20 protein-coding genes are annotated in these 24,818 nt (G+C 55.5%); 7 read left to right on the top strand and 13 right to left on the bottom strand.

What is annotated here, in order from left to right:
- Window positions 1-5: 5 nt before the first annotated feature.
- From Q3Y66_RS12680 to cysP, 4 genes are read right to left on the bottom strand one after another with little or no spacing between them, the layout of a single operon-like run.
- Window positions 6-1,100, bottom strand: a complete 1,095-nt coding sequence (locus tag Q3Y66_RS12680) for a sulfate/molybdate ABC transporter ATP-binding protein (RefSeq protein ID WP_008959573.1) — start codon at window positions 1,098-1,100, stop codon at window positions 6-8.
- On the bottom strand, window positions 1,097-1,924 hold the full coding sequence (gene cysW, locus Q3Y66_RS12675; protein WP_008959572.1) for a sulfate ABC transporter permease subunit CysW: 828 nt from the start codon (window positions 1,922-1,924) through the stop codon (window positions 1,097-1,099). Before cysW ends, Q3Y66_RS12680 begins: the two co-directional genes overlap by 4 nt.
- Window positions 1,924-2,778 carry a sulfate ABC transporter permease subunit CysT gene (gene cysT / locus Q3Y66_RS12670; RefSeq protein WP_008959571.1) on the bottom strand — a complete coding sequence of 285 codons (855 nt, stop codon included), beginning with the start codon at window positions 2,776-2,778 and terminating at the stop codon, window positions 1,924-1,926. Before cysT ends, cysW begins: the two co-directional genes overlap by 1 nt.
- A 26-nt stretch (window positions 2,779-2,804) precedes the next feature.
- Entirely contained in the window at window positions 2,805-3,815 is a 1,011-nt protein-coding gene (gene cysP, locus Q3Y66_RS12665) for a thiosulfate ABC transporter substrate-binding protein CysP (protein ID WP_008959570.1), read from the bottom strand.
- A gap of 275 nt (window positions 3,816-4,090) precedes the next feature.
- Here cysP and rpe point away from each other — a divergent pair, with 275 nt between their 5' ends.
- A complete protein-coding gene (rpe, locus tag Q3Y66_RS12660) occupies window positions 4,091-4,786 on the top strand; it encodes a ribulose-phosphate 3-epimerase (RefSeq protein ID WP_008959569.1) in 696 nt (231 codons plus the stop codon).
- Between the two features lie 32 nt (window positions 4,787-4,818).
- On the opposite strand, the gene Q3Y66_RS12655 is transcribed toward rpe, so the two are convergent.
- Window positions 4,819-6,117: an NAD(P)/FAD-dependent oxidoreductase gene (locus Q3Y66_RS12655; protein ID WP_008959568.1), complete on the bottom strand. Its 1,299-nt coding sequence runs from the start codon at window positions 6,115-6,117 to the stop codon at window positions 4,819-4,821.
- A 116-nt stretch (window positions 6,118-6,233) separates the two neighbouring features.
- On the opposite strand from Q3Y66_RS12655, the gene Q3Y66_RS12650 reads away from it, so the two are divergent.
- Complete coding sequence (locus tag Q3Y66_RS12650) at window positions 6,234-6,974, top strand: phosphoglycolate phosphatase (protein ID WP_008959567.1); 741 nt, start codon at window positions 6,234-6,236, stop codon at window positions 6,972-6,974.
- A 14-nt stretch (window positions 6,975-6,988) separates the two neighbouring features.
- Here the strand turns inward: Q3Y66_RS12650 and Q3Y66_RS12645 are convergent, their stop codons facing one another.
- Entirely contained in the window at window positions 6,989-7,903 is a 915-nt protein-coding gene (locus Q3Y66_RS12645) for a metal ABC transporter solute-binding protein, Zn/Mn family (protein ID WP_008959566.1), read from the bottom strand.
- Between the two features lie 382 nt (window positions 7,904-8,285).
- On the opposite strand from Q3Y66_RS12645, the gene Q3Y66_RS12640 reads away from it, so the two are divergent.
- Genes Q3Y66_RS12640 through trpC form a run of 3 tightly spaced genes read left to right on the top strand, consistent with a single transcriptional unit; the run spans window position 8,286 to window position 10,823 of the window.
- Window positions 8,286-8,921: an aminodeoxychorismate/anthranilate synthase component II gene (locus Q3Y66_RS12640; RefSeq protein ID WP_008959565.1), complete on the top strand. Its 636-nt coding sequence runs from the start codon at window positions 8,286-8,288 to the stop codon at window positions 8,919-8,921.
- Window positions 8,922-8,960: 39 nt separating this feature from the next.
- Entirely contained in the window at window positions 8,961-9,980 is a 1,020-nt protein-coding gene (gene trpD, locus Q3Y66_RS12635) for an anthranilate phosphoribosyltransferase (protein ID WP_008959564.1), read from the top strand.
- A gap of 39 nt (window positions 9,981-10,019) precedes the next feature.
- Window positions 10,020-10,823 carry an indole-3-glycerol phosphate synthase TrpC gene (gene trpC, locus Q3Y66_RS12630; protein WP_008959563.1) on the top strand — a complete coding sequence of 268 codons (804 nt, stop codon included), beginning with the start codon at window positions 10,020-10,022 and terminating at the stop codon, window positions 10,821-10,823.
- Between the two features lie 12 nt (window positions 10,824-10,835).
- On the opposite strand, the gene Q3Y66_RS12625 is transcribed toward trpC, so the two are convergent.
- The 5 genes from Q3Y66_RS12625 to Q3Y66_RS12605 all read right to left on the bottom strand — a co-directional run bounded on the left by Q3Y66_RS12625 (window position 10,836) and on the right by Q3Y66_RS12605 (window position 20,496).
- Entirely contained in the window at window positions 10,836-13,979 is a 3,144-nt protein-coding gene (locus tag Q3Y66_RS12625) for an efflux RND transporter permease subunit (RefSeq protein WP_008959562.1), read from the bottom strand.
- A gap of 17 nt (window positions 13,980-13,996) precedes the next feature.
- Window positions 13,997-15,058, bottom strand: coding sequence for an efflux RND transporter periplasmic adaptor subunit (locus Q3Y66_RS12620; protein WP_303319490.1), 1,062 nt, complete (start codon window positions 15,056-15,058; stop codon window positions 13,997-13,999).
- 247 nt (window positions 15,059-15,305) lie between these two features.
- Window positions 15,306-18,407, bottom strand: coding sequence for an FAD-binding and (Fe-S)-binding domain-containing protein (locus Q3Y66_RS12615; RefSeq protein ID WP_008959560.1), 3,102 nt, complete (start codon window positions 18,405-18,407; stop codon window positions 15,306-15,308).
- 90 nt (window positions 18,408-18,497) lie between these two features.
- Window positions 18,498-19,088 carry a DUF4202 domain-containing protein gene (locus tag Q3Y66_RS12610; protein WP_008959559.1) on the bottom strand — a complete coding sequence of 197 codons (591 nt, stop codon included), beginning with the start codon at window positions 19,086-19,088 and terminating at the stop codon, window positions 18,498-18,500.
- Between the two features lie 160 nt (window positions 19,089-19,248).
- Window positions 19,249-20,496, bottom strand: a complete 1,248-nt coding sequence (locus tag Q3Y66_RS12605; protein ID WP_008959558.1) for a dicarboxylate/amino acid:cation symporter — start codon at window positions 20,494-20,496, stop codon at window positions 19,249-19,251.
- A gap of 343 nt (window positions 20,497-20,839) precedes the next feature.
- Here Q3Y66_RS12605 and serS point away from each other — a divergent pair, with 343 nt between their 5' ends.
- The gene (gene serS / locus Q3Y66_RS12600; RefSeq protein ID WP_008959557.1) at window positions 20,840-22,117 is read left to right on the top strand and encodes a serine--tRNA ligase; all 1,278 of its coding nucleotides are present in this window, start codon (window positions 20,840-20,842) and stop codon (window positions 22,115-22,117) included.
- On the opposite strand, the gene Q3Y66_RS12595 is transcribed toward serS, so the two are convergent.
- The gene (locus Q3Y66_RS12595; RefSeq protein WP_008959556.1) at window positions 22,062-22,934 is read right to left on the bottom strand and encodes an SIMPL domain-containing protein; all 873 of its coding nucleotides are present in this window, start codon (window positions 22,932-22,934) and stop codon (window positions 22,062-22,064) included. The genes serS and Q3Y66_RS12595 overlap by 56 nt on opposite strands.
- 231 nt (window positions 22,935-23,165) lie before the next feature.
- On the opposite strand from Q3Y66_RS12595, the gene Q3Y66_RS12590 reads away from it, so the two are divergent.
- Window positions 23,166-24,263 (top strand): AI-2E family transporter, encoded by a 1,098-nt coding sequence (locus Q3Y66_RS12590; protein ID WP_008959555.1) that lies wholly within the window; start codon window positions 23,166-23,168, stop codon window positions 24,261-24,263.
- 88 nt (window positions 24,264-24,351) lie between these two features.
- On the opposite strand, the gene trxA is transcribed toward Q3Y66_RS12590, so the two are convergent.
- Window positions 24,352-24,675 carry a thioredoxin gene (trxA, locus tag Q3Y66_RS12585; protein ID WP_008959554.1) on the bottom strand — a complete coding sequence of 108 codons (324 nt, stop codon included), beginning with the start codon at window positions 24,673-24,675 and terminating at the stop codon, window positions 24,352-24,354.
- Window positions 24,676-24,818 lie beyond the last annotated feature (143 nt).

Genomic DNA, 24,818 nt, shown 5'->3' with positions numbered 1-24,818 from the left:
AAACGTTACGCGACGCGTGTCTGCTCCGTCGTTTTCTCAGTGACTTTGGGGAAGCGGCGCCAGTGACGGGGATGGGCGAATAAGCGTTGCCCCCGGCGTAGTGCCAAGTGTTCAAAGTCAGTGTGGCGCACGGTTGCCAGCCACGGCTGGGCGAGCCAATCCGCTTCCAACTCCACGCGCACTTCGGCGCCCACTGGCGAGATCGCTGTGATGGTAACCGGCAGATGGCTTTCCGAGGTGGGCTGCTCGGTCAGGCGTACTTCATGAGGGCGCAGCAACAGCTCTTCATGACCATCGGGCAGATCAACGTGCCAATAGGCATCGCCGCAGGTCAATACGCCGTTACTCACTTTGCCTTCCAGGTGGTTGACATCGCCTAAAAATTCAAACACAAAGCGATTTGCTGGCGTGCGGTAGAGCTCGTCGGGGGTGTCGATCTGCTCTATACGGCCATTGCTCATTACCACGACGCGGTCGGAAAGCTCCAGTGCCTCTTCCTGATCGTGAGTTACAAAGACGCTGGTGAAATTGAGCTCATCATGCAGATGACGCAGCCAGCGGCGAAGCTCCTGGCGTACTTTGGCATCAAGGGCACCAAACGGTTCGTCCAAGAGCAATACTTCAGGCTCCACCGCTAAGGCGCGGGCCAACGACACGCGCTGCTGCTGGCCGCCCGAAAGTTGGGCGGGGTAGCGGTTGGCAAGATGTTCCAGCTTGACCATTTCAAGCAGCCTGAACACCCGTGCACGAATCTCACCGCTGCTGGGGCGGCGTTTGCGCGAGAGCACGGTCAGGCCAAACGCCACGTTGTCGTAAACGCTCATATGGCGGAACAGCGCATAGTGCTGGAAGACAAAGCCAATCCGCCGGTCGCGTACATGCACGTTGGTCACGTCGCGGTCGCCAAACAGAATTTTACCCGGTTGGGTGGTGCGGTCGGCATTTTCCAATCCGGCGATAATCCGCAGCAGGGTGGTTTTGCCTGAACCCGAAGGACCGAGCAGGCCGACCAGCTCACCTTCATGAATATCCAGATTGATTGGCTCTAATGCCTGGGTATTGCCGAAGTGCTTAGCGATGTTGTGTAAGCGAATGCTCATGCAAATGCCTCCCGGCGCGCTGCGCGCCATTCCAGCCCAGCCTTCGCGGCGAGCGTCAATAGGGCAATGAATGCGAGTAAGGCCGCGCAGGCAAAAGCCCCTACGGCGTTGTAATCCTGATAAAGCTGCTCAAGGTGCAGTGGCAGTGTATTGGTCTGGCCGCGAATGGCACCTGAGACCACCGAAACGGCACCGAATTCGCCGACTGCACGAGCATTGGTGAGGATGACGCCATACAGTAGTGCCCAGCGAATGTTGGGTAGCGTGACGCGACGAAATGTCGTCCAACCGGAAGCGCCAAGCGTCACGGCCGCTTCTTCTTCACGCGAGCCTTGGGCCTGCATCAACGGGATAAGTTCGCGAGCCACAAAGGGGCAGGTCACAAAAATAGTCACCATCAGAATACCCGGCCAGGCAAACATCAGCTGAATATCGTGGCCATCCAGCCACGTGCCGATCCAGCCGTTGCGGCCATACAGCAGCAAGTAAATCAGACCCGCCACCACGGGGGAGACCGCAAAGGGAATATCGATCAGGGTCTGTAAAATGCGTCGCCCGGGAAAACTGAAGCGTGTTACCAGCCACGCCAGCGCCACACCAAACACCAAGCACACCGGGATAGTGAGTAGCGCAATCATCAGCGTTAAGCCAATCGCATGCAGCGTGAAGGTATTGCTAACATTGGCCCAGAAGACCATGACGCCCTCAGAAAACGCCTGAGCAAAAATGGCCACCAATGGCAGCAGCAAAAAAAGTGCTGACAGTACCAGGGCGGCTCCTATCAGCAGACGCCGGACAACCGGTGCATCACCAATTCGGCGCATTAGCCCTTACCTCCATGCAGGCGGCGTACAAAACGTCCCTGCCAAACATTAATCGCCAGTAGCAGCGCCAGTGATACGAACAGTACGACCGAAGCGATCGCCGATGCGCCCGCATAGTCGTACTCTTGCAGTTTGACGAAGATCATCAGTGCGGTGATCTCGGTTTCATAAGGCATATTGCCAGCGATAAAAATGATCGCCCCGAACTCACCTAACGAGCGCACAAAAGCAAGCCCGGTACCGGTGACTAAGGCAGGCCAGATATGCGGCAAGATCACGCGACGAAAGGCGACACCGTCAGTTGCACCTAGTGACATGGCGGCTTCATCGACTTCAGCGGGTAAGTCTTCCAGCACTGGTTGAACGGTGCGCACTACAAACGGAATACTGGTAAAGGCCATGGCCAACGCAATGCCTACCCAGGTATAGGCGACCTGAAAACCAAGCGGTTCAAGCAGTTGGCCCATCCAGCCGCTACTGGCATAAAGCGTTGCCAGCGTAATGCCTGCCACCGCGGTGGGCAACGCAAAGGGCAGATCCATCAAGGCATCCAGTAAGCGCTTGCCAGGGAACTCATAGCGCACCAGCACCCAAGCCAATAATAGGCCAAAGATGGCATTGATAATGGCCGCGACGGCTGCCGCGCCAATGGTCACCATATAGCTTGCGACCACACGGCCTTCGGTGATAATCGCCCAGTATTCGGCGAAGCTAAGCCCCGCTAACTGGCCGAACAGGCCGGTAATCGGTAAGAGCAGCACCAGCGAGATAAACAGCACGCTGATACCCATAGAAAGGCCAAAACCCGGCAGCACGCGTGTGCTGCCGGTTCGCCAAGTGGCAAGTTGACTCATAGTTCAGGCTGGCTCATGTATGAATATTAGCGGCGCTGTAACTGGTCGAGTCGGCCGCCACTGCCAAAGTGAGTCTCCATTACCTCGTCCCAGCTACCAAACACGTCGTCTACTTCGAGTAATTCGGTCTCCGGGAACTGGTCGGCAAACTCTTCGACCACGGCTTCGTTATGCACCCGGTAGTTAAAGCCTGCCAGCAGGCGCTGAGTCTCTTCGGTGTAGAGGTACTCAAGGTAGCTTTGGGCCAAGTCGCTGTTGCCGTTGCGCTCAGCGTTTTCGCCGACAACGGCAACGGGGAACTCGGCCAGGATGCTGACCGGGGGCACGATCACTTCGTAATCGTCGCTGCCGTACTCGCTACGAATATTGTTAACTTCAGACTCGAAGCTAATCAGTACATCGCCAATTTCTCGCTCAATAAAGCTGGTCGTCGCGCCACGGCCGCCGGTATCAAATACCGCCACGTTGGCTAAGAAGGTGCTCATGAACTCTTCGATTTGCTCTTCATCGCCATCAAATTCGTTCTCGGCAAAGCCCCAGGCAGCTAAGTAGGTGTAGCGGCCATTACCCGAGGTTTTCGGGTTAGGGAAGACCATTTCTACGTCTTCTTGGACTAGATCGTCCCAGCTTTCGATGCCTTTTGGGTTGCCTTTACGCACCAGGAAAGCGGTAGTGGAGTAGTAGGGCGAGGCATTGTTCTCAAATGCGTCTTGCCAATCTTCTGCTACCAGCCCAGCATCCGCGAGTACTTGTACGTCAGTCACCTGGTTAAAGGTCACCACATCGGCTCGTAGGCCCTGCAGGATGGCACGCGCCTGTGCAGAAGAACCGCCGTGAGACTGGCTAATGGCAATCTCTTCACCGTGCTCTTCCTGCCACCACGCCTGAAACTCAGGGTTAATCGCGGCAAACAGCTCACGAGCGATATCGTAGGACGAATTGAGCAGTTCACGCTCCTGGGCTGCAGCGGTACCACTGACCGTGACGCCCAGTGCAACTGCAATTAGGCTGCGGCGGAAAATTGTCGGCAACGTCATAAGTAACTCCTTAAATCAGTAAGCGCAAAGGATCGCCAAAAAGTAGTGTCACAATAGCCGTAAGGTTAAATCTATCAATGTGGAATTACAATCATGTTTTATATTCTATTTAAGAATATACCTGTGACGACATACCTAGCAGCGCTTACGTTGCTGATACGTGGTTCTGGTAAGCGGCTCTGATAAGATAGACGTTTGGCTTTGCTCTTTAGCCTGTGCTCACAGGCATAGGGGGTAGCTACTCTCGTCTACTGATTAATAAGCAGGAATGGAATATGACCGCTGCGCATGATTTTCTCATTGCCCCCTCTATTTTATCAGCTGATTTTGCCCGGTTGGGTGAAGAAGTGGATAACGTGCTGGCTGCAGGTGCCGATGTGGTGCACTTCGATGTAATGGATAATCACTATGTACCTAACCTCACGATTGGCCCTATGGTGTGCAAAGCGCTGCGTAAGCACGGCGTAACGGCGCCCATTGATGTGCATTTGATGGTCAAGCCAGTCGACCGCATGATCAGCGACTTTATTGAGGCAGGTGCCAGCTATATCACCTTTCACCCTGAAGCCTCTGAGCACGTTGACCGTTCGCTGCAGTTGATCCGCGATGGTGGCTGTAAGGCCGGTTTAGTGTTTAATCCCGCAACGCCGCTCTCCTATCTCGACTACGTGATGGATAAAGTCGATATGGTACTGCTGATGAGCGTTAATCCAGGCTTTGGTGGCCAGTCATTTATTCCTGGTACGCTGAGCAAGCTGCGCGAGGCACGGGCGCGCATTGATGCATCACACTATGATATCCGCTTGGAAATCGACGGCGGAGTAAAAGTGGATAACATTGCTGAGATTGCCGCCGCTGGCGCCGATACCTTTGTAGCAGGCTCCGCTATTTTCAGTGCCCACCAAGCCAGCGACCCGCACGGCTACGACACAGTACTCAAACAACTGCGGGCGGCGCTGGCGACGGCGTAATAATACGCTTCAAGCAAAAATTAACGGGGTGTTTAGTGTAATTTCATGCGTGGTTTTAAATACTTATTGAGCTTATCCACCAGCCATGACAGCCCCGTTTTTGTCGGCCCATGAATTGAGAGCTGATGCGTACGATATAACGAAGCATAGGCTTGGCGTGCCAGCCAGCCTTCCAAAAACAGACCTTTGGAGGCTCCGCTACGCATCAAATTACCCACTGCATCGTAGCGCGCCAGTGACACCAGTGAGCCATGATCACGGTAGCGAAAATCCTGTAATGGCTTATCTTCCAGTTGGTTAACCAGGTTTTTGGCTAATAACTTGGCTTGTTGATGCGCCGCTTGAGCGCGAGGCGGCACGGTACCCTCGTCTCCCATCGGGCAACTGGCGCAGTCGCCAAGTGCGAATATTCGTTCATCGTCGACACTTTGCAGGCTACGTTTCACTTCGATCTGATTTTTCTTGTTAGTCGTCAGGCCAAGTTCGGTTAGAAATGGCGGCGCTTTGATACCCGCTGCCCACACATTAATATCCGTCTTGATCTCCTCACCGTTGTCGGTAATCAGCCGATGCGCTTGTGCTTCCTTGATCGCCGTATCGGTATGAACGGTGACGCCCATTTTCTCAAGCTCTGTTTTAACGGTCTGGCTGACCCGGTCAGAAAGCCCAGGCAGTAAGCGTGGCGCAGCCTCTAGCAAGTGTACGCTAATGTGCTGATGATCTATCGCCGTTACGCCATAGGCATTGAGCATACGTGAGGCATCAAATAGCTCGGCGGCAAGCTCTACCCCTGTTGCGCCGCCGCCCACAATGCCAATAGTCAACTGGGTATGCTGGCGCAGGGTGGGGTCGGTATAGCGCAGGAAGGTATTGATCATATCGCGCTGAAACGCTTTGGCCTGCTGGGGCGAATCAATAAAGTGGCAGTGCTCGGCGACGCCGGGCGTGCCGAAGTCATTGGAAACACTACCCAACGCCATCACTAAGTAGTCATAGGTTAACTCGCGGGCAGGCAGTACCTCAGCGCCATCTTCGTCTTTAACGGGGGCTAAACGTAGGACTTGCTGCTGGCGATCCACACCCGTCAGTGAACCTCGCTGATAACGGTAGAAGTGAGCAGACGAATGTCCGCGATAATCCACCTCGTCCATACTGGAATTAAGCACGCCGGTCGCCAGTTCATGGAGCAAAGGCTTCCAAACGTGGGTGGTGTTACGATCCAACAACACAATCTCTGCGCGTTTACGCTTGCCTAATGTATGCCCTAGCCGCGTAGCGAGGGCTAGCCCACCCGCGCCACCGCCGACAATCACAATCCTGGGTATGGCCATCATTATCTCCTTGGCTAAGTTAGCTCCAGCATAGAAGCTTCTTACGCTTCTGACTAATGCGAACGTTTACCTTGAACAGGTAAGATAGTTTTCTAAACACGATGAGGCAGAGGGCAATGACGGTGCATTCCATACGATTGACAGAACGATATTCAGGACTACATTCAGCACTGCAGGGTAAGCGGCTGATTGCGTTCGACTTGGATGGCACGTTGATTGATTCGGTACCTGATCTTGCCGCCGCGGTGGCGCATGCTCTAAAGGCGCTTGATCTACGCCAGCCAAGCGAAGCAGAGGTGCGTGATTGGGTCGGTAATGGGGCGCCGGTATTAGTCGAAAAAGCCCTAACCTGGGCGTTACAGACGCCTCCCACGCCCGCACTCCAGCAGCGCGGCTATGATACTTTTATGGATTACTATGGCGCCGCGCCCCATGTTCTCACAACGCTCTATTCGGGCGTTCAGCAAGCGCTTCAGGGGCTGCACCAGCAAGGAATGACACTGGTGCTAATTACCAATAAGCCTGAGCGTTTTATTGAGCCGCTCTTACAGCACTTTGAACTGTTGGACTATTTTACACTCTGGGTGGGCGGTGATTCACTGGCTGAAAAAAAGCCTCATCCATTGCCGCTGCTGCATGCTGCCCGCACGTGCCAGATTCCAGCCGCTGAGTGTGTGATGGTGGGTGATTCCCGGCATGATATTGCTGCTGGTAAAGCGGCAGGCTTTACTACCGTAGCGTTACCGTACGGCTACAACCACGGCGAGCCAATCGAAGAGAGTCACCCTGACCTAGTGCTCTCTTCGTTAACAGAATTGCTGGCAACTACTTCCCAGACGACAAAGGCGATTGAGTAATGACAAAGGGCTGATTACTCGGCCGTTGCGCCGCCTAAAGCGGTATGCAGTACCTCTGCGTTATGACGCAGCATGGCCGAATAGTTGGCAGCTGGGCCATCTATGCTACTCAGTGAATCGACATACAACGGCCCCGCGAGTGGAATTGAAGTCTCCCGAGCTAAAGCATCCATATGAATACTGGGGGTCGTGCTTTCAAAAAAGAGTGCCGAGGGACGTTTTGCAGCAAGTTGCTCGCTCATTTTGGCCATTGCTTGGGCACTGCCTTGGGTTTCATGATTAACGCCCCACACCCCCTGGGCTTGAAATGAGAAGGCGCGTGCGAAATAACCAAAGCTTGCTTCGCTAGTGAGTAGTGTGCGGTTGGTTTGAGGAATACCATCGAGCCGCTCTTTCACTTCTGAGCTCAGAGTAGTCAGCGCTTTGCGAGCTTCTTCGGCGCGCGCATAAAACGCATCTGCCTGCTTAGGCAGATGCTCGGCCAGCGTGGCGGCAATCACATCAATGTAAGCGGCGGCGCCAGCGGGGTCCATCCACATGTGCGGATCTGGTTCGCCTTTATATTGACCTGTGGAGATCATCAGCGGTGCGTAGTCAGCCTTTTTCGCCACTTCCACGAGGGTTAACTGATCGTCTGACATCGCTTCAATATGACGAATCCAAGGCTCTAAGCCCAGTCCGTTATAAAAGACGATATGGGTCTCTTCTAACGCAAGCACATTGGGGGGTGTTAACTCCCAGCGGTGAACGTCTTCACCCACAGGAACAATGACATTGACGCTGACCGCGTCTCCTGCCACCCGTTTGACCAACTCCTCCATGACTGAAAACGAGGCAATAACGCGTAGCGTTGTGTTGGCATAGGCTGGCGCAGCGCTGATCAATGCGACGAATAAGAGCGTACACATCCTGGTAACCCGCTTTGTCATCTTACGCTCCTAACTTAATTGTAAACTAACGTAAATGTCGGTAGATAATAAAGACTGCGGTGGTTCGTTGCTAGTACCAATCTTCAGGCAGGTCGAGAGAGGTAAGATATAAGGTAGGATTTCCTCTAGGGGAAAGTGCCACTATGCTTAACAGTCTTACACTCCTAAGCATAGCGTGCCTGATGACTGAGCGAACGGTTTCTTCGGTGCGGCGTTGGTGAGCCCCTATTCTGGGGCGGTTCGTAAGCTCGCTGAGGGAACTTCTTATCATTACGACCCGGCGCAGCACTTAACCCCTGCAACGCAGCGCCCGGTTGCGGTATCATCAAGTCATTAGCGGTTTCATCTGTGACCTGAATGACGCAACGGAGTAAGTGGGGCAATGGCGCAAGCTCAGTCGGCGCAGAAACTGTCAGCGCAGAATCAGCCAGCGCGTAAAGTAGTGATGATCGATAATTATGACAGCTTCACGTTTAACATCGTCCAGTACCTGGGCGAGCTGGGCGCGGAAGTAATCACTTACCTTAATGACGACATCACCATTGAGCAGATTGAAGCGCTGGCGCCGACGCACTTGGTGGTGTCGCCGGGACCATGTACGCCTAACGAGGCAGGTATCTCCATGGCCGCCATCGAGCATTTTGCTGGCAAGCTACCTATTTTAGGTGTCTGCCTGGGCCATCAGGCCATTGGGCAGGTCTTTGGTGGCAAGGTCGTGCGCGCCCCACAGGTCATGCATGGCAAAACCTCTGCTGTACTACACGCGAACCAAGGTGTATTTGAAGGGTTGGATAATCCTGTTGAGGTTACTCGCTATCACTCCCTGGTCGTCGATAAAGCGAGTCTGCCTGACTGTTTGGAAGTCACTGCCTGGACAGGTGATGACGATGTTACTCCCGGTTTAGTGATGGGGTTTCGTCACCGCGAGCTGGATATTGAAGGGGTGCAGTTCCACCCCGAGTCGATTCTTACCCGCCAAGGCCATGAGCTGTTGGCCAACTTTTTAAAACGCGGCTGATGGCCGGTTTCACACGCTTTTTTAGGGGCCCCTCTGCTCATGCAAATGCGAGACGCGATTAATGCGGTAATGCGCCGCGAAGACCTCTCTTTCGATGCCATGCACGCGTTGATGCGCCAGATCATGACCGGCGATGCTTCTGACGCGCAAATTGGTGGCCTGCTGGTGGGTTTAGCCATGAAGGGCGAAAGTGCCGTTGAAATTAGCGCCGCCGCTCAGGTAATGCGCGAGCTAATGAAACGCGTTGAATTGAAGGCGGAAAACGTTGTAGATATCGTCGGCACCGGTGGCGATGGCGCGAATCTATTTAACGTTTCTACCGCTGCTAGTTTTGTTGCCGCTGCTGCCGGTGCTCACGTTGCTAAACATGGTAACCGTAGCGTTTCATCCTCCTCGGGCAGTGCTGATTTGTTTGATGTGGCGGGTATTTACCTGGATCTTAAGCCTGACCAGGTGGCGCGCTGTATCGAGCAGGTGGGCGTGGGCTTTATGTTTGCCCCCAATCATCATCCGGCCATGCGCTATGCGATTGGGCCCCGCCGCGAAATGGGCGTGCGCACGCTGTTTAATATTCTAGGGCCGTTAACCAATCCCGCTGGCGCCCCCAATCAGGTGCTGGGTGTTTACGCCGCGGAATTGGTGCCGCTCATGGCCGAAGTGCTTAAAACCTTGGGTAGCCGTCATGTGATGGTGGTCCATTCAGACGATGGTTTGGATGAAATCTCCCTGGCAGGCCCCACATTAGTCGCCGAGCTTAAAGAGGGTGTGATTACTCAGTACACCATTACGCCCGAAGAGCTGGGCATCGAACGGCAGAGCTTGGCAACGCTGAAGGCCAGCAGCGCGGAAGATAGCCTGCGCTTGGTGAAGGCCGCTCTTTCAGGTGAAGGCGCCGCCGCCGATATGGTCGCGCTAAATGCCGGGGCCGCGCTCTACTGTTCAGGCGTTGCGGATACCTTAAAAGAGGGCGTGATGGTGGCTCAGGACGCGCAAGCCTCCAAACTGCCGCTCGAAAAACTCAAAGAGCTTTCGCACTTCACCAGCGTTTTTAAGCAGTAGGTTCTTAAACAAGATAAGTTTTAAAAAAAAGAGATCAACATGACTCAACAGGCAACGCCAACTATTTTAACGCGCATTCTGGCTCGCAAAGACCAAGAAGTGGCTGAGCGTCGCCAAGCGGTCTCAGAATCAGACCTGCTCGCGCTGGGAGAGCAGCAGAGCGCTCCGCGTGGCTTTATTGAGGCGCTTAATACGCGCATCGCAACGGGCGATCCGGCGATTATCGCCGAGGTGAAAAAAGCCTCTCCCTCGAAAGGTGTTATTCGCGAAGAGTTTCACCCCTCGGATATCGCTAAAAGCTATGCCCAGGGCGGCGCTGCCTGTCTGTCGGTGCTCACCGACGCCGACTTTTTCCAAGGCCACGAAGACTATTTGATCGCCGCTCGGGATGTCTGCACCCTGCCGGTGATTCGCAAAGACTTTATCACCCATGGCTATCAGGTCTGTGAAGCACGGGCGATTGGATCGGACTGTATTCTGCTGATCGTTGCCGCTCTGGATGATGCACAGCTGCGCGACCTGCATCAGCAGGCCAATCAGCTAGGAATGGATGTATTGGTTGAGGTACACGACGCCGAGGAGCTTGAGCGCGCCCTGGCGCTGGATCTAAAACTGGTCGGCATCAACAACCGCAACCTGCATACCTTTGAAACCAGCCTGAATACGACCCTGGATCTGCTGCCGCGCATTCCTGAGGGCGTCACGGTGATTACCGAATCAGGTATTCATACCCGCGATGACGTTGAGCTAATGCGTGACCACAACGTTAACGGTTTTCTGGTTGGCGAAGCTTTTATGCGCGAAAGCGACCCTGGCTTGGCACTTAAGCGGTTATTCTTTTAACTCCGCAGCTTTTTAGCTCGCCGACCGTTTGGTTCTCCAACTGAGCACGGCAACGGTAAGGGCTGGCAAGAAGGTAATGGTGACAATTGCCGTGCCAAGCAGCCCAAATAGCACAATGGCACCGACACCGCGATAGAGCTCGGTGCCTTCTCCGGGTAGAAATACCAGCGGTGAAAGGCCGCACAGGGTGGTAAGAGTCGTCATGGCAATCGGCCGTAAGCGGCTCTCTACCGCCTGTTGAACGGCTTCCCGCACTCCCATGCTCGCCGAGCGTAGATTCTCCCTCGCCTGATGAACCACCAGTATCGGGTTGTTGACGACTGTCCCCATCAGAATTAAAAAGCCCAGCATGGTGATCATATCAAACGGCTGACTGATGGCATTCAAGCCAATTTTCGGCAGCTGCGCGCCCACGGTATTCATCAGCCAGAGCCCCACTATCCCGCCAGCGGCACCTAACGGAATAGTGGCGAGAATAAGCAATGGGTAACCCCAGTGGGCAAAAATCGCCACCAGCAGCAGATAAACAATCGCTAACGCGATTAGCGCATTGCCGGTAAGTGCCTGGCGGGTGGCGTCTAACTGATCTCCCGCGCCGGTCACGCTGACGTTAATGTTCGCGGGTATTGCGCCCTCATTGCGTAGTGGCTCGATCACCTCGCGCTGCATTTGCTCGATACCGGCTTCCAGCGCCACGCTGCGGGGTGGAATAACGTCTAGCGTAACGCTGCGGCGACCATCTACCCGCCGCAGCGTAGCCGTACCCACTGTCTCGCGAATATCGGCGAGGGTATTGAGCGGAACGCTTACCCCAGAAGGGGTATAGATGGGCAGGGTGGCGAGGGCATCCAGGTCGATATCGCCTGCCTCGGGGCCGTAGCCGTAAAGGTCAATTTTTTCATCGTCGAGATAAAAGTCATCCAGGTAGGCACCGTTGGTGAGCACCGCGACGGTGGTGCCCAGGGTATTGGTATCAAGGCCGACTTCTGCGGCGCGCTCCCAATTGGGATATACCTCAATTAGCGGCTGACCAAGATCCAGAGCGGAGGGCCGCGACTGAATGCGCGGGTTGTCGAACACTGTCTCGGCGCGCTGATAAATCGCATTGGCGGTGGTGTAGAGTTCGTTCAGATCATTGCCGGCAATATCCAGCGTGATACTCCGCGTACCGCCGTCATTGCTGGAGATAATCGAGCCGCGGGCGGCAAAGGCGCGCATGTCCGGGTATTTCTCAAAGCGCCGGGTGAGGGCGTCCATCAAGGCTTCAATATGGGTGGGATCGATGGTTTCCGCAATGATCCGCAGGCTCTGTGCTTCGGCTTGAATGCCCATGGTGCGAATCGGCGGGATGTCGGTCTCGCCGCCCTCGAAGCGCTCAGGCTCCGCGCCCACATGGGTCTCCAGCTCCCGCTGCAGGGTTTGGGCAATTGCATCCATGGTGGCCAGATTGTAACTCGCCGGGGCGTTCATACTGGCAAAGGTTTTGGCTTCTTCGCCTTCGGGCAGGTACTCCGCCGGGGGCGTCAGCCAGACAAAAATGCCGATACCCCCCACAATGCCCAGCACGATAGCTAGAAAGCGCCGGGAAGTGGTGCGAATCATGCCATCCACCACCCACAGGCAGCCGCGTACCCAGCGCGGCGGTGAGGTCGAAGTACTCTCCTTACCGCGAAAATCGATATGCGCGCCCAGGGTGGGAATAACGGTAATGGCGACCACCATCGAGACAATAATCGAGGTCGAGATGGCCACCGCAATATCGGAGTAGAGCTGCCCGGCTTCCTGTTGAATAAAGAAGATGGGCACAAAGACTAAAATAGTGGTCAGCGTTGACGCGAGCACTGCGGGCCACACTTGCTTGACGCCCTCAAGGGCCGCTTCAAAGCGTGCTAGGCCACGGCGGCGCTGGGTCTCAATGCTCTCCAGCACGACGATGGTGTTGTCTATCGTCATGCCAATGGCGAAAGCGACACCCGCCAGCGAAATGACGTTGAGCGTGCGCCCTGCCAGCAGTAGACCTAGAAAGGCGGCGATGGTGCAGATGGGAATGCCGATGACCCCGGCCAGGGTCGCGCGGGCGGAGCGCAGGAAAGCGTACATCACCAGGGTAGCAAACAGCGCCCCCAGGCCCAGATTGACCCAGACATTGGCAATCGACGACTCCACGTAGCGCACGTCATCGCTGGAGAGCGTCATGCGCATGCCTTGCTCGGCTAGCAAGCCTTCATTCAGCGCCGCGACTTCGTCGAGCATGGCGCGCTTGATGTCGATCACATTGGCGCCCGGTTCCCGGCGCACCTGCACGCTCAATACCGGCTGTCCATCTGCGCTGTAGGAGCGAGAGCTGAGTTCGGCGTAGGATTGGCGCACCTCGGCAACATCGCTCAGCCGGGTAACCGCGTCGCCGTCGCGGATGAGGATCAGCGCTTCAAGGCTCTCCACATCCTCAAAACGGCCCACGGTACGCAGCAGGTAGCGGCGTTTGCCGCTCTCTAGGTTACCGCCGGAGACATCCTGGTTGCGGGCCTGAAGGGCGTCCTGAATATCAGCGATACTCAGTTCACGGGCGGCTAGCGCCTCTGGGTTGATCAGCAGCTGCATTTGCCGCTCGGCGCCACCGGAAACCGTGACTTCCGATACGCCAGCAACGCTCTCCAGGCGCGGGCGGACATTATCTTCCAGATAGTCGCGCATGGCCGGTATAACGAGCTGGCGCGGATTGCCCTCCCGAGGGCCAACGTTAAAGTACATAAAGGCGTTGGCGGAAAAGGAGTTGGCGACGATACGTGGCTGGTCAACGTTATTGGGGTAGGAGGGCACCTGGCTTAGCGCGTTGTTAACCCGAATCAAGGTTTCGGTGAGATCGACGCCAAACGGGAACTCAAGCTCGATTTCGGCGCTGCCGCTGCTGGCGGTCGACTCCATGCGCTGTAGGTTGGGGACATTGCGCAGGAACTCCTCCTGCTCGATCAAGATATCCTTTTCAATATCCTGCGGCGTGGCCCCCGGCCACTGCGTCTCGATACCCACTACGCGGGTTTCCAGGTCGGGAATCATCTGCACCGGGATGCGCCAGATGGCAGCGATACCCAAAATCAGCAGGATCAGCGTAATAACGCTAACCAAGATGCCGTGACGAATAATGGCGGCAAACATAGGTAGGGCAGACTCCTTTAGTCGTCGCTCAAGGACACGTTTTGTCCCTCTTCAAGCCGCTCATTACCGACAACGATCACGCGGTCTCCCGCTGATAGGCCCTCATTGACGGCGACCTCGCCCTGGTAGCTACTGCCGATCTCAACCCGTTGTTCGAACGCCTGCCAAGTATCATCGGTTTGGCGGGCCAGCCAAACGCTAACGCTGCCATCCGGGCGGCGAATGAGGGCATCCCGCGGCACGCTGGGGCTGCTTTCGCCGTTAAGTTGCAAACGTCCTTCCACGGCCATCCCCGGCAGCATTTCAAGTGGCGTTTCAGGTGCCGCACGCAGCAGAAACTGCCTTGAGCTGGCATCGAGGGGAATACGCGCGAGGGTGCGCGCCGGATGCCATTGATCGCTGCCTTCTAAGCGTACCTCTAATTGAGAGCCCTCAAAGCGCTGGTAGGCGGAGAGCGGCACCGAGAAATCCAAGCGAAGAGAAGCTAAATCGACCAAGGTAAGCAGGTTGTCACCGGGGTTAACCCACTCACCAACATTGCTCTCCCGGTGAGTGACCATGCCGTCAAAAGGGGCGCGTATTTGATGACGCTCCAACTGCAACTGGGCCAGCTCGTAGTCGGCTCGGCGCGCTTCGAGGGTGGCCTGGGCAGCCGCCAAAGCACTTTCACGCTGGCGGCGGTCGCTGGCGGCAAAGTTTTGCGCCGAAAGCTGGTTGGCTTCGCTCACTAAGCGTTGCGCCTCATCGCGCTCGGCTTCGGCCTGGGCTAGATCCGCTCGGGCACGCTGGCTTTCCAGGCTAATATCGCGGGTATCAAGTGATAAAAGGGGCTGGCCTTGAGTGACTGTGTCGCCCATCTCAACCGTTAGCTCGCTGACCTGACCCGCTTCAGCGCTTGATAGTTGTGAGGTGCGTGGGGCACTGACGCTGCCGGTCAACGGCAACACCTCTATCCGCGGAGAGTCAGCCACCACCTGCGTCTCAACACGGTTTTCCTGAGCGATAGCGAGGGATGCTAGGCTAAGGGTTAGAACAGCGCCTGCGCCTAGGCGAGCCAGGGAGGAAAGTAGAAACAACAAGGCAGCTCCTGATAAATAGGAAACCTCTGATTAACTATTGCGCTTGCCCATACGGCGTTAAAAACCACCTCAAAATGCTCATTTACAATTCGTAAACTCCGCTTTTTCGTTGATTTTTGCCTTGTCTGGCCTGCGCTCATTACGTTAATAAGAGGCTCCCTGCAGTCAATGAACAGCGTGACAGCTTTTTACACTGCACGCCGTTAGCTCCCTCAACGTTATACAAGGTTTAGTGTTTGTACAAATTTTAGCTGCGCTTTAAAGCAATCAGTAGTGCTTGCAAAGGGTGTAGCAGATCTTGTTCGGAGTAGCGCTTCACCTGGCTGCGGCAGGAGTATCCAGTAGCCAGTAGCTTGCCTGCGTTTTCTTTGGTTTCCACCTGGGGTTGCCACGACTGGGCGTAAATGGTTTTTGATGTAGTGGCGTTGCGGGTTTCGTGGCCGTAGGTGCCTGACATACCGCAGCAGCCGGTGGCCATCAGCTCAAGCTCTAACCCAAACGCCGAGAACACTTGCTGCCATGCTTTAGGGCTGCCCGGCGCGTTGGTTTTCTCGGTGCAGTGGGAGAGCAGCTTAAAGCCGGGGTCGGTTAGCTTAAGCGGGGTGGGCGCTAGCGTATTGATGCGGGTCGCCAGCCACTCCTGCAGCATCAGCACCTCCGGCACGGCTTCATGGCCTAACGCTTTGACGTACTCCTGGCGATAGGTGAGGGTCATCGCCGGGTCGATGCCCACCATGGGGATATCAAAGCGGGCCAACGTGCGTAGCCGCTCGGCTTGCCTGGCGGCGGTGCGCTCGAAGGCGCCCAAGAAGCCCTGTACCTGGAGGGGTTTGCCGTTCGCCGAATAGGGCATCACGAACACGCGTAGATTGAGACGCGAGAGTAGCTCCACCACGTCCATCACCAGCTTGGCTTCAAAGTGGGTGGTGAAGGCGTCCTGCACAATAATCACGCTGTTAGCGCGCTGCTGTTCGGTTAACAGGGCCAGCGAGAGCGGCGTTGCCTCGGCGACGCCCCAGGCGTTCAGCTGCTTTTTAACGCTGGCTCGTGAAAGCGCCGGTGAATCGCTCATGCCCAAGGTTCGGCGCATCAGTTGCTCTACCCAGCGCTGGCCAATCACGGCGTTATACAGCGGCGCCGCCTTGGCCAGGGCGGGCAACATAAATTCGGTGCCGCCGATCACGTAGTCGCGCAGCGGGCGCAGGTAGCGGCCGTGGTAGACCTCTAAAAACTGAGACCGAAACTGGGGGACGTTGACCTTAACCGGGCACTGCCCCGCGCAGGACTTACACGCCAAACAGCCCGCCATAGCGTCATACACTTCATGGGAGTAGTCGTGGTGCTGCTTGCGGCTGAGAGTGTTCGCCACCCGCAGCGGAAAGCTTTTAATAAAGCCCCAGCTGCCCTCGGCTTTTTTCTTACGCGACTCCTCAACAACGTCGATCCCCGCCTGGGTCTGCAGGCGCAGCCATTCGCGGATCAGGCTGGCGCGGCCTTTGGGCGAGTGGCGGCGATCCCGCGTCGCTTTCCATGACGGGCACATGGGATCGTCAAGGTCGTAGTTGTAGCAGGCGCCGTTGCCATTACAGTAAACCGCAGCGTCGTAGGCCTGCCAAGCACGCTCGTCGATGGTGCGGTCAAACTGACCGCGCATGGGCACGCCATCGACCTTCAACAAATCGGGGTCGCTATCCTTGGCGATTAGCTCGCCGCTTTCGGCGGGCGAAGCAATCTTGCCAGGGTTGAGCTGGTTATAGGGGTCAAAGGCCGCTTTTACCCGCTGAAGACTGGGATAGAGCTCGCCAAAGAACTTAGGCGCGTACTCAGAGCGCACGCCTTTACCGTGTTCGCCCCATAGCAGGCCACCATATTTCTGGGTAAGCGCGGCCACTTCATCGGACACCGCGCGAATCAGTTTTTCCTGCTCGGGATCTTTCATATCGATAGCGGGGCGCACATGGAGTACGCCGGCGTCTACATGGCCAAACATCCCGTAGGAGAGCCCTCGGGCATCCAGCGCGGCGCGGAACTCAGCGATAAAGTCCGCCAAGTGCTCTGGCGGTACGGCGGTATCTTCCACAAACGGAATCGGCCGTTTCTCACCCTGAACGTTGCCGAGCAAACCCACCGAGCGTTTGCGCATACCGTAGACTTTCTGGATCTGCCCGCGCCCTTCAGCCAGGGTGTAACCCAGGCGCTCAACGGTGGTGTCTTGGCTTAGGTGGTCGGTGAAGGTGCGCACCCGCTCGGCGAGGGCGCTCTCATCGTCGTCATTAAATTCGATCAGGTTAATACCGCGAATCGCCGTGTTAGCGGTCGCTGGGAAGAACTCCGCTACGCTGTCCCAGACGAAGTCCTCCATGGCTAGCTGCAGCACGGTGTCATCGACGGTTTCAATCGAGGTAGGTCGCGCCCTGGTAGTCATTAATGCTTTGGCATCCCGCAACGCATCCATAAAGCTGGTATAGCGCACATTGACCAGGGTGGAGTGCTTGGGAATCGGCAATACATTGAGGACGGCTTCGTTTAAAAAGCCCAGCGAGCCTTCCGAGCCGCACAGCAGGCTGTTGAGGTTGAGCTGCCCCTCGCCATCGCGCAGGTGGGCTAAGTCGTAGCCGGTTAAGCAGCGGTTGAGCGGGGGGAATTTGGCCGCAATCAAGTCGCGCTGCTGGTCGATAATGGCGGCGGCGGTGGTATGTACGCGGCCAAGAATCCCTTCTTGCTGGCACTCAGACTGCTCTTCATCCTGTGTTAGCACACGGCTGTGCAGGTGCTTTCCACCGATCAGAATAGTATCGAGCTCCAACACATGATCGCGGGTTTTACCGTATTCGCAGCTGCCCTGGCCGCTGGCATCAGTGGAGATCATGCCGCCGATGGTGGCGCGGTTGGAGGTCGAAAGCTCCGGGGCGAAAAACAGCCCGTGGGGCTTGAGCGCAGCATTGAGCTGGTCTTTCACCACCCCGGCCTGAACGCGCACTCGACGGTTTTCAGTGTCGATCTCGAGGATATTGTTCATGTGGCGTGATACGTCCACCACGATGCCGTCGGTGAGCGACTGGCCGTTGGTGCCGGTGCCGCCGCCACGCGGGGTCAACACAATGCCTCGGTGGGAGGTTTGTGCCGCCAGCCGGGTGATGCGTTCTAGGTCTTCGGCATGCTTGGGGTAGACCGCCGCCTGGGGCAGGCGCTGGTAAATCGAGTTATCCGTCGCCAGCACCGTGCGGTTGGCATAGTCGGGGGCAATTTCGCCCTCAAACCCCCGAGTCTTGAGGGCTTGTAGAAAACGTACATACGAATTTCCCAAGCGTTCAAACGGGGCGGTACGGGTATCCAAGGATGCAATCATAGTTGAGCAAGCCGTCAGTGCCGGGGGCGCAAAAAAAGAAGACGGCTACTTTACCGCAGTGACTGCTCAGCTGCATCTTACGGTAACGCCTTACTCAACACCCAGGGCTTCTTTTACCAGCGCTGCTGAGGCGTCTGACATCGGCAGTGCTAGCGCCAGTTCGTGGGCACGGGGCGACATTTTGCGCCAGGTCATCTGCACAATACGCACCATGTGGTCGTGCTCTATCTTACGCGAGAAGTCAGCAAAGTAGTTCTCTAGAAACACCAGGCAGGCGCAATCTTCCAGCGCTTGTACGTCTGGGTCGCGGCCTAAGCCTTTCTTGCCAATCATCGTTGCGGCTCGGGCGGCGTCTTGGTCTGCATAGCCTGCGTCGCGCATCAGTTGGGCGGTAGTATCGCCAGCACGAATTCCCTGATCGCGCCGCCAGGTTAAATAACCCACACGCCCTTCGGGGTACTCATCGCGCGGCACTAACCAGCGCTGCAAGTGCTGGGCGCGAACGGCCAGGCGCAGCACTTCATCTGGGGCATCGTGAACGCGGTCTAACCAGTCACTCATACGCTGGGCGTAGGCCAGCTCCTGGGGCATGGAGGTGCCATAGGCAAGCGTCGTGGAGCGCGGATCCTCGGCATGCAAAGCATCAATGGCGGCAAGCGTTTGATCAAAGGCAGTAGACATGGCAACAGTGCTCGGCTTAAGAGTGAATTAGCAATAGGTTGCCGAGAAATCGCATGAATCACAACCGCAGTATGAGGGGAGATGGAACAGGGGAGACGCAGCGTCCGCTGCTAACCACAGCGGACGCTCTTCATACGCTCTATAAATACTAACGCTAAACTTAGCGGCGATTATAAACTTCTTCGTTGAGTTCACCCTCGCTCTTACCTACCAGCGTGGTAACCATTAAATCGCCCGCGACGTTGACGCTGGTACGGGCCATATCCAGTATTCGATCAATCCCCGCGACTACGGCGATGGCTTCCAGCGGCAGACCAATCTGTGCCATTACAATCGATAGCATTATTAGACCCGCGCCCGGTACTCCCGCCGTACCGATAGAGGCCAGCGTGCCGGTGGCAACGATCATGCCGTAATCCATCATGCTCAAATCAGTACCAGTCATTTGGGCGATGAATAGCACTACCACGCCCTGGTAAAGCGCCGTGCCATCCATGTTGATGGTGGCGCCTACCGGTAGTACAAACCCTGAAACCCCTTCAGACACCCCCAGGTTTTTCTGTGCGCAGCGGATAGAGACAGGCAGAGTGCCCGCAGAGGAAGCGGACGAGAACGCCACTACAATAGCGTCCAGGCTGCCCTGTAAGTAGCGCATAGGGTTTAGCCGACCCAACAGCGATATAAAGCCTGAGTAGATCACCAATACGTGAAGAATACTGGCCAGGTAGACCACGCCAATCAACTTGGCCAGCGGCAGCAGTATCTCTAATCCGTACTGGCCCGAGACATGGGCGATTAAGCCAAACACGCCAAAAGGGGCGAACGCCATCACAATGCCGGTGAGCTTGTACATTGCCTCGGCAAAACTATCGAAGACCTTCATGACCGGTTCGCCTTTATCGCCGATCAGCGTCAGCGAAATACCCAAACCAATGGCAAACACAATGATCTGCATAATGTTGCCGTTGGCCAGCGCGTCCAGCGGGTTACGCGGTACTAAGTTAACCAGGATAGAGACCAGCGATGGCGCTTCGTTAGCGGCCACTTCTGAGTCAAAACTTAAATCAACCCCAACACCTGGCTGCAGCAAGGTGGAAAGTACCAGACCGATGGAGATAGCAAAGGCGGTAGTGATCAAATAGAGAGTAATCGTACGAGCACCAATGCGGCCCATTTTCTGCGGGTCACGCATGGAGGTAATGCCTACCACCAGGGTGGAGAACACCAGCGGTACAATCAGCATCATAATAGCGTTGATAAAAATATCACCGATTGGCTTAAACACGCTGGCGGCATCGCCCAAGAGTGCACCTGCCAAAATGCCCAGTGCTAAGCCCGCGAGAATTTTCTTCCATAGGGCGATTCGTCGCCACCAGGCAAATTTTCCTTGCTGTGCTGTTTCCTGCACTACCTTTCTCCTTTTAAAAAAGTGTGAAAACCTATTTTTCAGCGATTCTCCAGTTGAATCGGCGGGCACTCTATCACTTTTGGCTAATGGGCGGGGATGGATATGCAGAACGGTCTTAGCGCATGCGGTAGATTCAGGCATGCTGCTTGGCTAGTGGTTTGCCACGCGCTTCTTAAGTGGGACGAGGTAAAATTGTTTACTGATTCTGTCTATTAATATTTCTTAACCAGTGCTGTGTAACGCCAGCCATGGCTCCCCGGCGCGCTTTTGCCTACAATAGGCGCCTTTATGCACGCGCATTAGCGCGTTGCTCTTATTGATTTCAGGCCAAGGGACAGGATTCATGCTCGATCCGAAACTGCTGCGCGGTGATCTTGACACGGTTGCTCAACAACTGGCCCGCCGGGGCTTTGTGCTTGATAAAGCGGGACTGCAGGCGCTGGAGTCGCGTCGCCGCGAGCTGCAAACGCAAACCGAGCAGCTGCAAAATGAGCGCAATATGCGCTCTAAAGCGATTGGCAAGGCCAAGGCCAACGGTGAAGACATTCAACCGCTGCTGGATGAAGTCAGCGATTTAGGCGATCGCTTGGATAAAGCCAAGCGCGAGCTTTCCGAGGTGCAGGAAGAGTGGGACGACGCCATCAGCGGTATTCCCAACCTGCCCCATGAAAGCGTGCCGGAAGGCAAAAGCGAGAACGATAATGTTGAGCTGCACCGCTGGGGCACGCCGCGGGAGTTTGATTTCACGGTACTCGATCACGTCGATCTGGGTAAAAAATCGGGTTATCTCGATTTTGAGTTGGCAGCTAAGATTACTGGCGCTCGCTTTGCGGTAATGCGCGGGCCGATTGCACGCCTGCACCGGGCACTGGCGCAGTTTATGCTGGACACCCAAACCGAACAGCACGGCTACGAAGAGTGCTACGTGCCCTATATGGTGAATCGCGAATCGCTCATGGGGACTGGCCAGTTACCGAAGTTTGGCGAAGATCTGTTCAAGCTGGACGATGAGCGCGAGTACCACCTGATTCCCACCTCGGAAGTACCGCTGACTAACTTCGTGCGCGATGAAATTGTCGAGCAGGCGGCATTGCCGATGAAGCTTACCGCGCATACACCGTGTTTCCGCTCTGAAGCAGGCTCACACGGCCGTGATACCCGCGGCATGATCCGTCAGCATCAGTTCGATAAGGTCGAGATGGTGCAGATCGTCGAACCGGAGAAGAGCTACGCAGCATTGGAAGAGATGCGTGGTCATGCGGAGGCAATCCTGCAGGCGCTGGATCTGCCGTATCGTGTGGTGACGCTGTGTACTGGGGATATGGGCTTTGGGGCGACTAAAACCTACGACTTAGAAGTGTGGTTGCCCAGTCAGGAAACGTACCGGGAGATTTCTTCGGTTTCCAACTGCGAGGATTTTCAGGCGCGGCGTATGCAGGCGCGTTATCGCCACCCGGATGCCAAAAAGCCACAGTTGCTGCATACCTTGAATGGTTCTGGACTAGCGGTGGGGCGTTGCCTGCTGGCAGTGCTTGAAAACCACCAGCAGGCGGATGGGTCGGTGACTATTCCTGAGCCGCTACGTCGCTACCTGGGCGGCCTGGAGCATTTGGTCCTTTAAGCGCCCACACAACGTTAACGCCAGCATCAATACGAATGGTGCCAGGGCTGTAATCACTGGTGGCAGTGGATTGGCTGGCACCAGTGGCATCGCTCTCTGCCCGCATCGACATCATCTGCGGTTGGAAGATAGGTGATTGAGTTTCTTCAATGCGCTGCACATGGCCCAATTCGGCATCTAAGCTGTCGGCCATCAGGTTTGCCTTGTGCTGTGCTTTCTCGAGTGCCTTGACCAATGCTTCGTCAGTCGCGGCATCACGGTCCTGTAGGTCGAATTGCACGCCGTCAAGCGAGTTAACGCCCGCCGCAATCAGGGCATCTAATACTTCGCTTAATTGATCAAGGTCGGTAAGTTCGACGGTGATAGGGCGCTCCAGTCGCGTGCGCTGGAGTGTTTCATGTTCGCCGTCTTCGTTGCGCTGCCCCTGAACGTGTTCAGGGTAGACATTGAGCGAGCCAGCGTGAATGGCTGTGCGCTCAAGGCCAGTGGCTTCCATCTGTTCGATTAATTCGCTAGCGCGGGTCTCTAAACGCTCACGGGCATCGCTAAGTGCGCTACTATCGCTCTCCTCCAGGGTGGAAAGGGCAGGCGTATTTTCCCACAGGCGTGCATTCAACGTGGCTTTATCGGGCTCAACCTCTACCCAAGACTGAGCTTGAACATGCAGGCTGGGCTGAGGCTGGTGTGACGGTGAAGCGTGTGCCAACGGGGCGCTGAGAAGTGCTAATAAGGCACCGCCTAGCAGGCTGTAACCTAGGAGTTGAGCGCGTAGACCTGAAGAGCCTGATCTTTGAGAATTAAGTGGAATTGCTTTCATAAATGGCTTCCTTAGTAAGGGGGTAGCTGTGAGTGAACAGCCGCGCCGCCAAGTTAAATCATCGTTTTAAAAGCTGTTTCAAGAAGTTAGGGCAGACACTACTTGGAAGGGTAGTAGAAAAGAAAGTTCAGCAAGGAAGAGTGGACGCACAACAGTTGCTTATTGTTTGCACGGTTTGTGCACTATGATCAAAGCAGCCATTATGTACCAATAACAGGCTAGGGAAAGATTATGTCGAACGTGTCTGATGAGGATTACCGAAGTATTCCGCTCAATGCCACCTTGGCGCTTGCCGCGTTGGTGGTGATTATTGCTGGAATGAAAGTTGGTGCTGATTTACTGGTGCCGTTGCTACTGGCGATATTTATCGCGGTGGTGTGTACCTCGCCGGTACAGTGGCTGCACCGCTGTGGTCTGAGCATGCGAATGTCGGCCTTTCTGACCTTAATGGTGTTGCTGGCGTTTATTTCGCTCATTGGTCTGCTAGTGGTTAACAGCTTTAGCACTTTTTTGACGGCGCTGCCGGAAATTGAGTCTCGGCTGTATGAACAGTATTGGAACTTGCTTAATGCGCTCTCTTCACGCGGATTAGCAATCAACCCGGACCAGATCAACTCCCTCTTTGAAGGCGAGGATGAAGGCTCCTGGATGCCAGCGCTATTGAGCCAGCTTGGCAATCTCTTCATGCAGAGCATTATTGTTGGGTTGCTGGTTATCTTTATGCTGTTTGAGACGCTCAATGTGCGCGACAAAATATCTCGAGCACTGGAAAATCCCGCGCCCAGTTTGAAGCGTTTCAGTGAATTCAGCTTAACGCTAAAGCGCTACCTTGCGGTTAAGACGGTTATTAGCCTTGCCACGGGTGCGCTGGTTTGGCTCTCTTGCTTGATTGTTGGTGTTGAATTTCCACTGCTGTGGGGGGTGTTAGCCTTTGCGCTAAACTTCATTCCTAATATTGGTTCTGCTCTGGCTGCCATACCGCCGGTGTTGTTACTACTGGTTGCCCAAGATGGCGGCGCGTTTCAGGCGATGCTGTTGGCATCGGCATATCTGGTCATCAACTTTGTGCTTGGCAACCTAATTGAGCCACGGGTAATGGGGCAGGCGTTAGGGCTCTCCACCTTTGTGGCGTTTTTATCGTTGGTCGTGTGGGGCTGGATCTTTGGTGCGGCGGGGATGTTACTTTCGGTGGTGCTGACAATGACACTTAAAATCGCGCTTGATAGCCACCCACAAACACGCTGGATCGCTCGGCTGCTAGGGCCTGGGAGGCGGCGTATAAAGGATAGTAGGGCGAGTGACGCAAGCTTGCCGCCGTGGAAGCGCTGAAGTTGAGGTAAAGAGTAGTGATAACACTACCGCCGACAGCGTCGGCGGTAATTGCACGTACTAAATTGCACGTACTGGACGGCTGTCATCAGGCGTTCTGTTCGATGAACTGCGTCAGTTGTGATTTGGATTGCGCGCCAACCAGTGAGGCGACTTTGGTGCCTGCTTTAAACAGCATCACGGTAGGTACACCGCGTACGCCTTGCTCGGCAGCAATTTCAGGTGCATCGTCAACATTGACACTAACGACTTTCAGGCTGTCCTGACGCTCTGCAGCCACTTCATCAACGACCGGGGCCATGACTTTGCACGGGCCACACCAAGGCGCCCAGAACTTCATTAGCACAGGCTGTTCAGCGTTGAGGACTTCTTGCTCAAAATTGGCGTTGGTGACATCAACATTATTAGCCATTTGCTTCTCCCGTTTGCGTTGCTCTTACTGTTTCGTTGCCTCAAATGGAGCAACGGTCATTACGCGATCAATTGGCGCTCGTTCACCGCGCCTCATCTCTATCACGATAAGCGTGGGCAGATGTTAGCGGGCGCGGAGGTTGC

Origin of the sequence: Halomonas sp. HAL1 (assembly GCF_030544485.1) — a bacterium.
Taxonomy (GTDB): Bacteria; Pseudomonadota; Gammaproteobacteria; order Pseudomonadales; family Halomonadaceae; genus Vreelandella; species Vreelandella arctica.
This window is presented reverse-complemented; position numbering and strand designations above follow the sequence as displayed.